We start from the raw sequence: 15602 nt of genomic DNA, 5'->3' as shown, positions 1-15602 counted from the left end.
TAGATGTAACAAATTCATTTGGGATGTAGTCCTATGTTTATAGTACTATGTATTGCATGGTATTATGGATTGTAATTTGATTTGGAGCGGTTCCAAAATTTATGTCAAACATTTTACCTATCACATCATCATGAAACTAAAATTGTTACCCGCTATCTTATTTTTAATCATTATGTTCCCTGCATTCGGGCAGAAAGCGCATACATTATTCGCAATAAGCGGAATTGCGACAGATTCGCTATCCAAACAACCGATGGGTTATGTAACCGTAAACCTGCGTAATGAAGCAAAGCAATTGGTGCGCACGGCTGTGACCAAAACTGATGGGACGTTCAGGTTTGAAAAACTGCCATCAGGAAAATATTCCCTCTCCATGGTTAGTGTCGGTTTTAACACAAAAACGTTGCCTGCTGATTTAACGGAAAATACAAAGCCTTCCATAAACCTGGGAAGCATAGCTATCGGTGAACAAACTACCCAGCTTAAAACGGTAGCTATAACCGCCGACAGACCGATCATTAAACAGGAGATTGATAAACTCACCTACGACTTAAAATCCGACCCGGACAGTAAAAGTAGTAGTGTTCTGGAGATGATGCGCAAAGTGCCTTTGTTAAGCGTAGATGGCGACGATAATATCCTTTTGAAGGGGAATAGCGGTTACCGCATATTTGTTAATGGTAAACCATCGAGTATGATGGAGCGCGATCCGAAAAATATCCTCAAAAGTATGCCTGCTTCAACCATTCAAAGCATCGAGGTAATTACCAATCCTTCGTCTAAATATGATGCTGAGGGGTTGGCGGGTATCATCAATATAGTGACCAATAAAAAAGTAAGCAACGGATACAATGGTACGCTAAACCTTAGCCATGTATTCCCGGTTGGTGGCCCCAGATTGGGCGGGTCATTTTCGTCTAAACAGGGTAAGCTGGAGGTATCGAGTTATTTTGGCGGTAATATTTCTAATTCGCCCGAAGTACGCAGTTCTATTGCCAGGCTTACCACCGGGAGTAATCCTACCAATCTTAGCCAAAATAATACTGCAGAGTGGGATGGTAAAAATGGCTATGCGGAAGTTGGGATCAGCTATGAAATAGATAGCCTTAACCTTATTTCGGGACAATTCAATGTTAATGGAAATAACCAGGACGGCATCAATACGCAAAATTCCGTTTTGAACCAAGCAGGCGATATGGTTCAGCAGTACGATCTTTATAATAATAATACCTCGGGCGGCAGGGGCTTTAATGTAGGTTTAAATTATCAATTGGGTTTTAAAAGCAACAAGCAAAGGCTGCTCACATTTTCTTATCAGTATTATACATTCAACAACAGGCAGAACGCGGCGCTGACGGCATCAAACCGAGTGAACTATACCACGCCCGATTACCTGCAACACAATGAAGACGAATCTTCTGAACAGACTTTCCAGGTAGATTATGTACAACCTGTAAAGAAGTTAACTATCGAAATGGGGCTAAAAGCAATCATGCGTGATAATAAGAGCGATTATCAATACCTCGGATATGACGAAGCGGCGGGTGATTTTGAAACAGACCCATCGAGAAGTAATAAATTCAATAATAGGCAAAATGTATTGGGTGCATACAACACTTATAGCTACACTTTGCAAAACTGGAGTTTTAAGGCCGGTGCAAGGGTAGAGGAGACACTGATCGATGCTGATTTTATTTCTACTTCATCGCAGCTGAACAAAAACTTTTTTAATATAGTGCCTTCAGTAAGTATAAATAAACGGTTTAAAAGTGCCGGTACGATTAATCTCGGGTTTTCACAAAGGATACAGCGCCCAGGTATATATCAGCTAAACCCCTTTGTAGACCGCTCGAATCCAAACTTCGAATCGTCGGGAAACCCTAATCTTAGGCCCGCGGTTTCCAATAGTATCCAGTTGAGTTACAGCAGAACTCAAAAGGCTTCGTTAAACTTGATGCTGGGCTACAATTATTTTAATGACCTAATCATGCCAGTTGTGGTTTTCGATTCGGCCACGAATATTACCCGCAATAGTTTTGATAATACCGGCAAGGCCCGCCTGTTTACGTTCAACGGCAATATCAATTATCCTATCACCAAGAGATGGAACACATCATTTAACGGAAGAATTGCGCATGGTCGTGTGCAGGGTATAGTGAATGGGCAGTTGGTGAAAAATCAGGGCTTTATGTATGGAGCGTCGCTAAACAGCGGCTATAATTTTGAACAGGGTTGGCGGGTTAGTACAAATGTGTTTCTGAACGGCCCTAATCTTTCTATCCAGGGTACCTCAAACCCTTACGCCAGTGTATCATTCACTGTTAATAAGGATTTAGTGAAGGATAAACTTTCGTTTTCGACCACGGTAAACAATCCTTTCAGTAAATACAGGAATAACATCAGGAGCTCGTTCGGCCCTGATTTTACTCAGACAAATATTAACCGCGCCTATTTCAGAGGCTTTACCGTCAGCCTGAATTACCGTTTCGGTAAGCTGAAAGAAGCTGTGAAGAAAAATAAACGCGGTATCAGCAATGACGATGTTCAGGGAGCGCCTTCTGGAAATTAAATGAATAACCTACCAGATACCAATTATTTACGTGATTTTAATTTGGATATAAATAAGAAAAGCCTTCACTTGAAGGCTTTTCTGTGATCCCGCTGGGACTCGAACCCAGGACCCCAACATTAAAAGTGTTATGCTCTACCGGCTGAGCTACGGAATCATTCTTTAAACTTCTCGCTGTTAAGGCGAAGCTGTTAAAGACAGCTTTTATTTTTAAAAAGAAAAGCCTTTTTTGAAGGCTTTGTGATCCCGCTGGGACTCGAACCCAGGACCCCAACATTAAAAGTGTTATGCTCTACCGGCTGAGCTACGGAATCATTCTTTAAACTTCTCGCTGTTAAGGCGAAGCTGTTAAAGACAGCTTTTATTTTTAAAAAGAAAAGCCTTTTTTGAAGGCTTTGTGATCCCGCTGGGACTCGAACCCAGGACCCCAACATTAAAAGTGTTATGCTCTACCGGCTGAGCTACGGAATCATTCTTTAAACTTCTTCGTTCCGATTATCGTTTCCGTTTAAAGTGGTGCAAATATAGGGTTCTTAATTATACCCTGCAAGCTATTTTTTAAATTAATGTAAAGCTTTTTTTAAGCTATTAATAACCAGTAAACTATAATTTCAGAATGCCTATTTTACCGCCGTTCCCAGCTAATAACACAAGTTTTCCGCGCTTGGCTTTGCGGCAAACGTTAAAACTTGTGCCGTCAATCTGCTTCCATGTCCTTCCTCCATCAAGGGTTATATTGCTTCCAGGCGTTCCGGTTGATAGGAATATATCTGATTTTATATATTCAACAGATGATTGAAAACCTGCCGGGCTTGTTTGTGGCAATGTGAAACTTGGAATAGGGTAGGAGGAGGTGTAGATAGTCGCAGCCGAATCTGTTTTTTTATCTTGAGCATAATCACCACCAACTACAATTCCTTGATTTTGGCCTATTGACAATGAAAAGGCACCCTCGCTGCTTTGGCCATGAGCGATGGGCAGATTTGAATACTGCCATGAGTTGGCATTTGGTTTTAACGAAATAAGTCTTGCTCTTTTTCCTCCAGAAGCAATATATATCGTTCCTTTATCCGATACTCTGAGGCAAGTTCCACTTGCTGCAAACGCGGCTTCGCCGGCTAAAGCAACCGGGGGATTCTTGGATTCATTCCATGTTTCGCCACCGTCTTTAGTTTCCAATAATAAAAATTTGTTGTTGATGGGATCACCTAAGATATAGCCGTGGAGTTTGCCGACAAAATCCATGGCGTCTAAAAAATAAGTTGTATCAGCTTTCTTGTATTTTTCCTGCCAGGTTTGTCCACCATCTACTGTTTTTAAAATGAAGGAGGGGGAACCTGCACTCATGATCACAGCTTCCTTATCATTAAAAGCTTCGATATCCCGGAAGTCGGATTTTTCATAGCCTTTTATTTGTTGCCAGTCCCAGGTTTTACCGCCATCATTGGTTTTAGCAATGTATCCTTTGTTGCCGCTTACCCACGCCGTTTTATCATCAACAACAGATAACCCACGGATACTTGTAGGTTTATCTTGCTGCAAAATGGTAATTGTTTGTGCTTTTAAAGCAGAATTAAAGGATAGAGAACAAAATAAAATGCCAGAAATAAAAACGCGACTTAGCTTCATTTAGTTTGATATAAAGTGTTTTATGAAAACCTAAGTTATCTCTTAAAGGAGCGTTTAACAACATAATTTTGATTTTTTAATTTATTAAGTTGCAATTTGCCGGAAACGATTATATTTGCACGCTTGTTAATAAAACGATAAGCCCGGATGGCGAAATTGGTAAACGTTGCGGTCTCAGAAGCCGTTGAGAATTGTCTCTTGAGAGTTCGAGTCTCTCTTCGGGCACGCCTTTTCTAAGTAAGGAAAAATTGAAATGTGAGAATTGAAAGGTTCTCACATTTTTTAAAAGCCCAGGTGGCGAAATTGGTAGACGCACCATCTTGAGGGGGTGGCATTCGTAAGGATGTACGAGTTCGAATCTCGTTCTGGGCACACCTAAAACGCAATATTTAAGATTTCTTTCCCTCTTTTAATCCCTGAACTTCCTGTTGAAGTACGTTCACCTGCCCTTCAAGCACTTTTAACCTGATCTCGTTAATTCGGCTTTGTGTTTCCTGCGATGAGCGGATATCTTTTATATCGCCTTTGAGCTGGAAATAGCCCGTCATAACGGATACAACAATACTTATAGTGCTCGCAATAGTTACGATCATATTTTTTATGGTGATGCCTCTGATTTCTCTGTGTTCAAATGTTGTCATGGTGGGTGTTGGTTGTGTGAATGTATAATTGGTTCCACATGTTTAGCGTTGACCGATCAGTGTCGGGTGACGATCTTTCGCTTTATGGGTTATATTAAACGATTGGAAATATTACAGGGCTACAATTGCCAATAAAGTAGGTGTTTTATATGCATGGGGATAGCATCTTGAAATTCTAACTGATTCCTGAAAAAAGACATGATCCACTACGCTGCCTTTTTACATATGCTTAAAGAAATAAACAATTGGGAAGAATTATTTCATAAGGCATCTTTAAAAGATGAAACGGCTTTAAAGACCTATTAATTTATATATCGCTTTAAATAATTTTTCCATAAAATATAACCTGACCCATTTAAATGTAGGCTATCGCCACAATCATAACGAGGGTTTAGTCCGTTATTTTTTACTAACGGACTAAACAGGTCCACATAAGTGCAACCATGTTTACTGCCCAATATTTGCAATTGGTTATTTAATTCGATAATGTCATGTAAGACAGGTTTATGATCTGCGTACTTAACCCAGTTTGTTGGAAACACACTTTGAAGATAGATACTTGTATGTGGCGCAATGCTTGTTAATCTCTGTATAATGCTCTGAAAATCATCGGTGATAGTTTTCGGAGAAACACCACTTAATAAATCATTGATGCCAATTTGAATAAATATTTTTTTAGGATGCTTATCAGCGATATAGGTAAGTCTTTCAAGTACCGAGCGAGTTCCATCTAAAATTATCCCCCTGTTTTTTATACGCATGTCTTTGAAAGCTTCCGCTACTTCAAAATTTTGAGTGTGGCTATCTCCCAGAAAAACTATTGAATTACTATCTATTTTAAGCTCTTTAAATTCAGAATTCCGAATCTTCCAAAAGATATTTTCATTTTGAATAGTTGTGGGTTTGGGATTTACATTATTGTAAAATTGAATTTTCCTAACTATATAGATACCCGCTAATGGTAAGCATATAATATTCGCAATAATTGATAAAATGAACCATTTTTTCATGTGTCAAAGATAAAGTCTTAATGGTCCTTTACTTAAACACATTACCTGGTTGCGCACTTGAAGAAGGCAAAAAAGTTCCGTGTTTATATCCTTATATTTGTTAGTTAAATATGAACGCAATAGAATTTATTGTTACTTAAATGAAAAAAACTTCTATTATTGAACAAATTGTTCGATATTCTTCCTCCAAAAAAAATATCCGGTCTCATTTAAATGTGTTCCATCCAACGTTAGGCTACTATCAATACTCCCATGCCGTAAAAAATCATTGTGCATATTAATAAAATTGACACCTTTTTCCTTGCATATTGATTGGATTTTAATATTGTAAAAATTAATAGTGTCGTTCAATTTTTTTAAATTAGTTGGAAACTCTGATTGAATATATAAAACCGTTTTGGGAGATTTTAACTGGACTGATTTTATCATTTCAACGATGTTATAGACAGCAGTATCTAATGGTATCTTGTACTTAAAATCATTTATTCCACCCTCAATGAAAATCTTATACGGCTTTCTTGAGATTACGCGCTTTAAATTTGACAAAATGGTGCTGGTTGTATTCCCCGAAAAGCCCATATTTTTAATTAGAGGAGTATTAAATTCTTTGCTGACATTGAAACCTTGGGTTATACTTGTACCCAAAAAAACGACTTCTTTGCCATCGTTTTTTGAATTCAAGAAAACATTCCATCTTTCATCAACTGTTGGGCTTGGATGAAAAAAAATGTAGTTCACATAATAAATCCTCTTTGAAACGAAAAATAAAACAAATACAGCGTTGAGGGATAAGGAAGTGGTTAACAATCTTCTTTTAAACTTATTATTAAGCATTAACAATGTGTTATTTTTGCGAAGCTATGACTTTTTATCAAAACAACAATCCTATCATTAAGCCAATATTACTTGTTTCCAAGCTTGCCATGTGTTATTATAGCCTCCACGAATATACATTGTCGCTGTGCCGTCGTAACTCGCGACTTCTTGCCTAATAAAAGTATTGTTGGCTTGTTTGTTGGTTGTCAAAAAGCCATTTATTGGGAAACCATTATCAGTTTGTGCCCAATCATAAGTAATGGCGTCTGGATACGTATTAGGTAATGCCGCGGCGTTTGGGCCGTTAAACCCTCTGTTGTTTAGTGTGTTTGTTAACCGAATGGAACACTTTGCCAGCTTGACCAACTGTTAGAATACCCACTCCTAACGTACATAGCAGAATTGATGTTTCCAATGCTCATTAATGTTTGCTGAATGGACACCAAACTACTTTTATGGGTTACCAAAGAACCATTTATAGGCCAGCCTGCATCCGTTGTAACAAAATCATAGCTAATACCGAAAGGGTAATACGTGAACGGTTTGCTTATATTGGGCGTTGCGAATCCGCTATCACGTAATGGACTATTGCGATAGTATTTAGGAAAAAGAATGTCATATGTTGCACAAGCTATAAGTGTTTTAAATGATCTCGTTGGGTGGATGAGTTCATTAGGACGAGATGGGTCATAGGCATTCATATAATCTTGCCCATTTCTTGCATCTTGCCACAGTGCATAAACATCCATGTAACAACATGCATACTTACGTGCAAGGGTTCGTAATCCTTTATTATACTCTTCATTGAATATTTCCCCTTTATGACCTTGGTTATCGTCAGTTGTTGAATTCATCGAGCAAAGTATAATTGCCAATTTATCTTTGGTAAAGTTTGTATTACTCCGTATGGTCGCCAATCCGATGTCTATTAAATCGATTAAGCCCCTCGGAGTCATGGCTCCAACAGCCGTATCATTAATGCCCCATCTGATAATCATTATATCTGGGTTTGCAGCTAAGTCGTTCGCTAAATAGGTATCAAGCCATTGTTGAGTAGTTCGCCCCCCTTGGCCATGATTGATATAATTAATGGCAGGTATCAAGTCTCTAACTGTCATTTCATTTAGTAAAATATGTATATTATAGTTAGCCTCAATCCCGTCTATATCTCCATACGTCGTGCTATCGCCAGTTAATACTACATTGATTGGAATTGGAGCGGCCGTAGCGGCTGATGCTTTATTTGTCAATAATTTTTTGTGAAAAGAAGATAGGTATTCTGTACCCAATACGTGCTGATATTTATCTGCATAACTGTTTATCTGTTGCTTGCTACCATTTGCGTTATTTTTTAATATACGAACATTGCCGTTTATTGGCGTTCCGTATTTATTGGTATAATCTTCTGATACAAAAAAATCGCCGCTATCTTCAATAGCTTGCTCGTTTAATAGGGCATTGTTGATAGCAATCAAATCGTCTGTCACCCCATCACCTACCGCTCCATAATCAACCCGAAAAGATTTAATCTGGCCTGATGGCTCGGACGAACCACTGCCTCCGCTACCAGACGGCGGATTAATCCAATGTAAATCGCCGTCGGCATTGCTATTCTTTGCTAATATCTGTCCGCTTGCACCTCCTGTCGGGATCTTAAATAAACCGGTAACTTGAGCCTGAAGTTTGCCAAAAGCTTGCAGAATGGTATCGGTGGCAACAATAGCCGTTGATGAACCAAAGCCAATACCTGTAAGTATCGCGTTCAATACCCTTGCCGCTGTAAAATATTTATTGGTCGTACCTTCAGGCACCACGTCGGTAGTCCCTGCCGAAGCAACAATTTGAATATATGTAGAACCACTCCAACGATACTCATTGTTGGTATCGGTGGTTATGTAGATTTTTCCGGCTTCACCGTTTGCCGGCAGCGACGCATAGTTGGTAACTTCCACCACATCATCAACATAGCTGGGAAGCTGGGCAGCCGCAATTTTGCCACTACTATCTAAACCGGCATAGCCGTTTGGCGTGTTTTTATTCTCGGTTTCTTCAAACTGTACACCTGAAATGATTAAAGAAATCCCGGTTCCCCAAACTCCGCTGCTTTTAGGGCCAAATAAATAGTAAGAAGAAGTATTAATATAAAAATCCCCATCGGTGCCCAGGCTGTTGGAAGGATTGGTTGTACCATTTAATATGGTTTTGCCGTTGCTGCCATTGGTTCCATTTGTTCCGCTTGCGCCCTGAGGACCTTGCGGGCCGGTTTGCATGGAAAATACTTGGCTCCAGGCATCTGCGGACTTTTTATAAAATATACCGCTTACAGTGTTTATAAAAGTATCACCATTGCCGCCGGTTACCGAATTTGGTGCCGTTGTGCCATATAGTACGGTGGTATCGGCGGTGCCTCCTGCGGATATTGTGTAAACAACCGTCCAAACACCAGCTATTTTTTGTGCAAAAGAGCCTGCAGTTGTGTTGATAAATACGTCTCCATTTTTGCCACTAATGTTTTGAGGTAGTACCGAGCCGAAGGTTAAGTTAGCCCCGGCATTTAATCCTGAATTAATGAATTGCAACAAGGCTGCAAAATCGAACTGATAGTCGGCATTATTGCTAATCAGGATTGATTTGTCGGAGGCATTTATAGTTTCTGCTACTGGAAGTTCGCTTATTTTTTTATCGTTTGCCATCAGTTTAAAAAATCGATTATTGGTAAGTTGTAATTGTTAATTGTGCCCGGGTAAATGAAGTCAGTTTTGTCGATACCACGGATCCTCGGGCCAGATTGGCGACTGCTTTTATTTTTTTCATTATAGTGCCAAAGCGGAAAGTTTTCCTGGTTATCTCTTAAAAACCTTTCAATGTCATTGGCGTAAGCATTGGCGATACTGCGTTGCTGTTGCACCAGTTTTGTTATCTCGGGCGATGACAGCGAATTTCCATTATCATGTTGTTTAATAACCGGGCCCGTAGCTGTGTAGTGTATGGCATCGTTTTCGATAAAACGGGCAAAAGTGAAATAGACCAATGCAGGAGAAATGCCCTCATACAAAACAATTCGACCATATTCGTCAAGATACTCGCATCCGTTTAAAAGGTCTTTGTAAGCCTGTGGTGCATCTTCCTTTATAGTGCCATCGTCGTTGCAATAAGCCATTAGCTGGTAGTATAAAGCGTAACCTAAAAATGGTTTTAAGTCGAGTTCCTGCGCTTTTTTAATGAATATTTTGAGGCGTTCGGGTTTAATATTTACGTTGATATCCTCGTATTGCTGAAATATGGTTTGATTGATTAAATAGATCATAGCATGCCCTCCTAACTCCCGTTATGCGAGTTGAAAATGTTTTGTTCATAATGATGTTTATTGAAATGCCAGTTGGAATAATAGTCTTAAGTACGAAGTCTCAAATCAGATTTTCTTCTTTTAATATTTAGAACTTACGGCTTAGAACTAAAGACTTATGACTTAATCACAGGCACATTGCTTCGGCTTCGGCTTGTTTGAAACCGTATGCGTATACCAGGGCGGCTATTTTACTTTCCCGGGGAAGGGTTGATTGCAAAAGCTCGTTGATTGCGTTTCCGGCTTTAATGCCTGGATTGTCGTCGGCTGCTATCGCTGTTACCGGTAAAATGTTCCAGTTTTTACCTGGGTTTATGTCTTTGTAAAATCGACCGAAAATTTCGGCTAATGTTTCCGATAGCTCAAGCCTGTCTGCCGCGGTATTATCATTAAATTCCAGAATAGCTTGTTTTTTTTCGCTGCCGTTGCTTAAGCCTGATGATTTTTCGGCATTGATGAGCTCTTTGGGAACCGAAAAACCTTTAATGATCCGCGCTTCAACTGATCGTTCGGTGGTTTCAAATAGCTTGTCATTATTTTGAATAGGGTAGGCTTTAAACTCGGGCTTCGAACTTTCGTCTTCGTATTCAATAACGATTATTTTTTGCGCGCTTTTGGCTCCCTGAAATGCGCCGAGATCTTTTTCAAGCTGCGAAGGGATATTGATACCAGGAAAGATGTCGGCATCCGGCCTCGTATTTTCAGCTTCCTCACGGCGCGACTGCATAAAAAGCATGGTTGATGGCAGGAAGCCGGTTATTACTTCCCTGTTATTGAAGATTTTGATCCCTGCCTCAGTTTCAAAATCTTCCCATACCGAATCGGCCTCAATCAGCGGGTAATCATCAACTTCCGGGTTAAAATAAAACAACTGCCCTTTGTAGTGTTCCCATCCGCCAGCCCTACACACCTGTTCGCTGATTACTTCCGGATTGGTATCATATCTGTCTAAAAAGATCACCTTGCTGCGCATGATGTTTTTCCAGGTTTTGCGGCCCCAGTCGGAGTACAAGGCAAATTTATCGGCAGTTTCCGGATTGTTGGTATCGCCCATGCGAATATCCTCGAACTTCACATAGCTTACCGATGTGATCCTGAAATCGGCATTATAATTTACATGGATACCAAAGCCTGTAAATAACGCTTTGTCGGTTGCTACGGCTTTTAATAGCTTAGCGATAGTTAAGCCTTTTGCGTTGATAATCTGTTTACCCAGATCTTTTTCTTCAAACCCGTTACCCGCAATGAATTTTGTCCGCTTGTTCCAGCAATCTTTTGCTGTTGGCGAGCCGGCTACCAGTTCAAGCATCCGCTGCGGGTAAGCGTTGTCCAGGTCATAATTAAGGATGCCATAGGTTTGATTAGGTCTTACCAGTATTCGTCGTTCAATTTGCGGAAGATAAGTTTTCATACCGAACCTCCTTTATCTAAAGTATCCTCTGCTTTCGTTTTGCACTTATAATCAGTCTGTTTGATAACTCCTCCTTCAGGGGGCCGGGACGCAAATAGCTTGGCAATATGCGGATATCTTTGCAGATACCATTCTGCTTCTTCGTCGCTCAAGTTATCGTTACAATGCACAGCTGCCGAGCCGGGAGCGAACTGATGGAGCCCGGGTTTCAGGGTGTATTTTTTTGTTATTGTGTCATTAGTCATTAGGTCATTAGTTTTAGGTTTTAAAAAAAGAGCTTTTAATGGTCATTAGCCATTATTAAAATGACTAATGACCTCATGACACAATGAATTATGCCGTAACAACCAGCGCTTCAATAGCTGCTATGGTACTTGCATAGGTGGCTGTGCCCGATGTAGGAGCGATAGAAACCGCGCGTGGAGGATAAGGCTCTTTCATCTTGTCGGGATTGGTAAGTTTTAATTTGTAACCACCGTCTAACGATTCATCTGCAGCGTTACGTTCGGCATCGGTCAGGATTAATCCGTTTACTGCGCCAAAAAGCTCTATCGCCGAATCGCTGGATTTATAGTTGTTAACTGCAATGGCACGTACGCGGCCGTATCCCATAGCCATAAGCTGGGCCTTAACATCAACAGACAAGCCCGCGATATTGAAATCTATTTCCTCGGTATAACGTGGGCCAACCTGGGTTTTGGCCAGTTTTGATGTGGTGTTGAAGCTATTATTAGTGCCTTCAAATTTATAAACCTTAGCGTTGCTTACAGCCGTTAAGCCTTTAACAATAAGCGGGTTTGTTGTATCATAAGTAAGCACGATATCATCGGCATTAAATATGTAGATCACATCCTCAATACCCGAGGTGATAGGTTCATCTGTGCCGAGGCTGAAACCGGCGTTTATTTTATTATAAATTGACATGTTGTTTTGGGTTGATTAAGTTAAAAGGTTGGTTAGGTTGATTGGGTTGTCTTCATGAGTAAATAACTACTCACTTAATCAACCCAATCAACAACTCACTATGCCGACAGGTAAAACAGCTCGTTGGCAAATTTGAAGTTTACTGCTGCTTTCATGCGGGCTTTCATACGTACCACGTTATCATTGGTGTATGGTTTCAGGTAAACGGTCGATAATTCGGAAGCATCGCCTAACAGATCCACGCCAAGAAAGAGGTTTGATGACCTTGCGCCCAAAATGGTATTAGCCTGCCAATGGTTCATGATCTGTAGCGGAATACCCAGGTAATCCATCTTTTTCATATCGGTGAAGGCATTGATAACGTTGAGTGCTTTGTTGGCCTGGGCCTGGGCATATGCATATCCCACATGTAACGGGATCTGTAAGTTAAAGTCCTCCTGGATCCTGTCGGCAGGATCAAGTTGGGCGTAAACGCTGCCCAGTACCTGCAATACATTGCTTACATTAATATAATTTACAGTGGCTGCGGTAGCTGTGCCTGTAAAAGTTGCCGGTTTTCGGCTGTTAACTTCGTTGTAGTTGCGCACGAGTTTAAATGAAGTAGCGCTTGCAATCTGAATAAAATATGATTGCCCCTGAATAACAATGCCTGGCGCGCCGTTAGTTGTATCCTTACTGGTACCGGTTACGCCGGTAATCGTAACAACGTCGCCATCGGCAAGGGTAGAGGTATCGGCCACGGTCACGATGCCGTTCGCGTCAATTGCTGTTGCTGCTAATGAAGTGGCCGGTTTGCTTAAGCCTACTTTGTAAACGCCGGAGGCAGCAGCGATTGAAGGTAATAGACCAGGGAAATCGGCGGTAAAGGCTGCTTCTTTGGTAGCACTTTTGCCAAGCCAGTACAAGCGTTCATTAGCGATCTGGATTTTGGTTAGATAGCGCTGCACCATAAAGTCCGACAGATCAACCACACCTTCATAATCCATAAAGGCTCCCGGTTTCAGGGCCTGGGCCTCCCAGCTTTGGGCCAGTTTGTCCCATTGTTCCTGTTTCATGAATTCGTAAACCACAGGGTCAAGATAGCTTTCGGTCTGGTGGGCGGTTGTGCCCTGATCGGTAAATACGCCCGAAGGGTTTTGCAATACAACGTCGTCGTCTACATCAAGGATCACCTTGCGGGCTTTTACGTCATTAATTACTGTGAGCAGTCCACGTTTAACCGAATCAGCTTCGAGTAGCGTGCTTGCCATAAATCCTGCCAGCGCTTCGCCGGCATAGGTGTTGTTTGTAAATGTAAATTGAGCCATAAAGTTTAGCCCCCCGGCCCCCTAAAGGGGGAGCTTTTGATGTTTTAAACGTATAGGGATAGTAGAAATGGGTTAATGAATTTTGATAAGGTTTAGGCTGGTGAAGAAGATAATTAAGAAGCTATCGCTTTTTTAACAGCGTTTTTAGCGATCTCGGTTTGTGGAGCAAAGAATGGAGCCGGTTCCGTATGAGCCTTACTGCTTCGTTTTGAACCTTCGGGCATAAAGGTCGATTTGATTTCGTTTTTTACTTCGGTACGTGTTTTTTGCAGACGGTTATTTGCTTCTTCAAGTGCTGTACGGGCCTCGGTTAGTAAGGCGTTTTGCGCATGCAAACGGGCCTTTAGTTGTTGTATGCGGTTTTGTACGTCGGTAGGTTGAGCCGATTTTAATTTGCTTTCGGGTAAATCATCGTCTTCATCTTCTGCTTCGGGAGCTTTTTCCGGATCTGCCGGTGCTACGCTATTGATCTTGCCATGTTTTATGTCAAGCTGCTTACCATCGGCACAAGTATAAATATCACTGATGGCAGGCGTGGTCATGTCCTCGTCCTGGTAAACTTCGGCACCTTCTTCAATCTGTCCTGTGTGATGTAGTGTACCTTTGTCGGTAATGGTTTGTTTGTTTACCACTTTTTTAAAGAAGTTCATGATCTTGTCTAATACCGAAGTGGTTTTCTCGATAAGTTCTTTGTTTTCGATGTTCATGCTGTTATTATTTATGTTTAAGATTTTGTTAATGCATCGCTGATAAATGGCAGGTGCTGTGCTGGTATAATTTTTTATGAGGGCACTGTTGGTTATCTCTGTGCCATAATCTTCTATTTGATCGATAAAGCCCAGTTCAAGGGCCTGATCAGCGGTCATCCAGGTTACAGAGTTGATCAAACTGTTTACGGTAACTCCGTCCAAACCAGATTTGTCCATATAGATCTGCGCCAGTCGCTCCTGAACTACATTTAGCATCTGCACATCTTTTAAAAGCTCATCGGCATTGCCACCTGTGCCAACCATTGGTTTGTGGATCATAAGCAGCGCATATTTGCTCATGATTATTTGCCCGCCGCCCATTGCGACTACTGAAGCAGCAGAGGCAGCCAACGCATCAATGTAAGTAGTTACCTTGCCTGGATATTTTTTGAGCAGATCATAAATGGCGATGGCATCAAACGCGCTGCCACCTACCGAGCTGATGTGTACCTCAACATCAGCTCCGGCTGCTGCCTCAAGTTGGGTTTGGATGTAGGCCGATGATAAATTACCTGAACCAATGCAGTCGGTTTCGGTATCGTATAAATAAATTTTATAGCTCATATTGGTGTTGTTTTTGTCCGAAAGTCGGGAAGACGGAAAGTCCGAAAGAAGAATCGGAGTTTGTAAATTAGCTTTGAATAGCAGACGTTTTTTAATGTCGTGTAATGCCGGTTGGCATATATCAAAGATCGTGGTTATTGTTTGTTTTAATGGTGACAGTGTTTTGTCAGTTGGTGTCTGCCTCTGAATTTTTAAATGATTTGAATTTGCTTTAGCTGATTCTGGGTGAGCGCTATTTTTTGTTTAGCTGATTGACATAACAAATGTCGGCACAAATTTCTTTTAACCTGGTGACAGTGTTTTGTCAGTGGACGAATTTTTAAGCTGCTTTCTCAGAAAAACAATTGAGTGCACGCCAAATGGTACGTTCGTCTTTATTGAACTTGATTTCGGCCTCAAGTACTGCCTGGTTTTTAGAAATACCGCGCGTTTGTTGTTGGGCATTCACCCATAAATAAATTTCGCGATACACGAATACTTTAGTAGTGATGAATCCCGCCTTATACATGGCCGAGAAAATACCTTCATCAAACAGGGTGTTTGCGATTTGAATATCCATGAGGTTAGAGGTTAGAGGTTAGAGGTTAGAGGTTAGAGGTTAGAGGTTAGAGGTTAGAGGTTAGAGGTTAGAGGTTA

The 15602-nt window shown here is 40.9% G+C and carries 13 protein-coding genes and 5 tRNA genes; 3 read left to right on the top strand and 15 right to left on the bottom strand.

Annotated features, from left to right (window positions below; genetic code table 11):
• Nucleotides 1-130: 130 nt before the first annotated feature.
• A complete protein-coding gene (locus EAH55_RS18450) occupies nucleotides 131-2569 on the top strand; it encodes an outer membrane beta-barrel family protein (RefSeq protein WP_162996945.1) in 2439 nt (812 codons plus the stop codon).
• A gap of 84 nt (nucleotides 2570-2653) precedes the next feature.
• On the opposite strand, the gene EAH55_RS18445 is transcribed toward EAH55_RS18450, so the two are convergent.
• The 4 genes from EAH55_RS18445 to EAH55_RS18430 all read right to left on the bottom strand — a co-directional run bounded on the left by EAH55_RS18445 (nucleotide 2654) and on the right by EAH55_RS18430 (nucleotide 4198).
• Nucleotides 2654-2726 (bottom strand) — tRNA-Lys (locus tag EAH55_RS18445).
• Nucleotides 2727-2810: 84 nt separating this feature from the next.
• Nucleotides 2811-2883, bottom strand: a tRNA-Lys gene (locus EAH55_RS18440).
• Between the two features lie 84 nt (nucleotides 2884-2967).
• Nucleotides 2968-3040 (bottom strand) — tRNA-Lys (locus EAH55_RS18435).
• 132 nt (nucleotides 3041-3172) lie between these two features.
• Complete coding sequence (locus EAH55_RS18430) at nucleotides 3173-4198, bottom strand: WD40/YVTN/BNR-like repeat-containing protein (RefSeq protein WP_121810949.1); 1026 nt, start codon at nucleotides 4196-4198, stop codon at nucleotides 3173-3175.
• A 141-nt stretch (nucleotides 4199-4339) separates the two neighbouring features.
• Here EAH55_RS18430 and EAH55_RS18425 point away from each other — a divergent pair.
• Both EAH55_RS18425 and EAH55_RS18420 read left to right on the top strand, forming a co-directional pair.
• Nucleotides 4340-4423, top strand: a tRNA-Leu gene (locus EAH55_RS18425).
• A gap of 63 nt (nucleotides 4424-4486) precedes the next feature.
• Nucleotides 4487-4570, top strand: a tRNA-Leu gene (locus EAH55_RS18420).
• A 17-nt stretch (nucleotides 4571-4587) separates the two neighbouring features.
• Here the strand turns inward: EAH55_RS18420 and EAH55_RS18415 are convergent.
• The 11 genes from EAH55_RS18415 to EAH55_RS18365 all read right to left on the bottom strand — a co-directional run bounded on the left by EAH55_RS18415 (nucleotide 4588) and on the right by EAH55_RS18365 (nucleotide 15525).
• Nucleotides 4588-4839 (bottom strand): hypothetical protein, encoded by a 252-nt coding sequence (locus EAH55_RS18415; RefSeq protein WP_114940467.1) that lies wholly within the window; start codon nucleotides 4837-4839, stop codon nucleotides 4588-4590.
• A gap of 302 nt (nucleotides 4840-5141) precedes the next feature.
• Nucleotides 5142-5849: a GDSL-type esterase/lipase family protein gene (locus EAH55_RS18410; RefSeq protein ID WP_121810948.1), complete on the bottom strand. Its 708-nt coding sequence runs from the start codon at nucleotides 5847-5849 to the stop codon at nucleotides 5142-5144.
• A 156-nt stretch (nucleotides 5850-6005) separates the two neighbouring features.
• Nucleotides 6006-6683 (bottom strand): GDSL-type esterase/lipase family protein, encoded by a 678-nt coding sequence (locus tag EAH55_RS18405; RefSeq protein WP_121810947.1) that lies wholly within the window; start codon nucleotides 6681-6683, stop codon nucleotides 6006-6008.
• A 314-nt stretch (nucleotides 6684-6997) separates the two neighbouring features.
• Entirely contained in the window at nucleotides 6998-9358 is a 2361-nt protein-coding gene (locus EAH55_RS18400) for an SGNH/GDSL hydrolase family protein (protein WP_121810946.1), read from the bottom strand.
• Nucleotides 9358-9972, bottom strand: coding sequence for a DUF6712 family protein (locus EAH55_RS18395; protein WP_121810945.1), 615 nt, complete (start codon nucleotides 9970-9972; stop codon nucleotides 9358-9360). Before EAH55_RS18395 ends, EAH55_RS18400 begins: the two co-directional genes overlap by 1 nt.
• A 166-nt stretch (nucleotides 9973-10138) precedes the next feature.
• Nucleotides 10139-11422: a hypothetical protein gene (locus EAH55_RS18390; protein WP_121810944.1), complete on the bottom strand. Its 1284-nt coding sequence runs from the start codon at nucleotides 11420-11422 to the stop codon at nucleotides 10139-10141.
• A complete protein-coding gene (locus tag EAH55_RS18385) occupies nucleotides 11419-11667 on the bottom strand; it encodes a hypothetical protein (RefSeq protein ID WP_121810943.1) in 249 nt (82 codons plus the stop codon). Before EAH55_RS18385 ends, EAH55_RS18390 begins: the two co-directional genes overlap by 4 nt.
• 88 nt (nucleotides 11668-11755) lie before the next feature.
• Complete coding sequence (locus EAH55_RS18380; RefSeq protein WP_121810942.1) at nucleotides 11756-12346, bottom strand: hypothetical protein; 591 nt, start codon at nucleotides 12344-12346, stop codon at nucleotides 11756-11758.
• A gap of 98 nt (nucleotides 12347-12444) precedes the next feature.
• Nucleotides 12445-13653, bottom strand: coding sequence for a hypothetical protein (locus EAH55_RS18375; protein ID WP_121810941.1), 1209 nt, complete (start codon nucleotides 13651-13653; stop codon nucleotides 12445-12447).
• Between the two features lie 113 nt (nucleotides 13654-13766).
• Nucleotides 13767-14966 (bottom strand): head maturation protease, ClpP-related, encoded by a 1200-nt coding sequence (locus tag EAH55_RS18370; RefSeq protein ID WP_121810940.1) that lies wholly within the window; start codon nucleotides 14964-14966, stop codon nucleotides 13767-13769.
• A gap of 319 nt (nucleotides 14967-15285) precedes the next feature.
• Nucleotides 15286-15525, bottom strand: coding sequence for a hypothetical protein (locus tag EAH55_RS18365; protein WP_112575215.1), 240 nt, complete (start codon nucleotides 15523-15525; stop codon nucleotides 15286-15288).
• Between the last annotated feature and the right edge of the window lie 77 nt (nucleotides 15526-15602).

Source organism: Mucilaginibacter kameinonensis (assembly GCF_003675385.1).
GTDB classification, from domain to species: Bacteria; Bacteroidota; Bacteroidia; order Sphingobacteriales; family Sphingobacteriaceae; genus Mucilaginibacter; species Mucilaginibacter kameinonensis.
The sequence above is the reverse complement of the archived record's forward strand: the minus strand, read 5'-3'. Positions and strand labels throughout refer to the sequence as shown.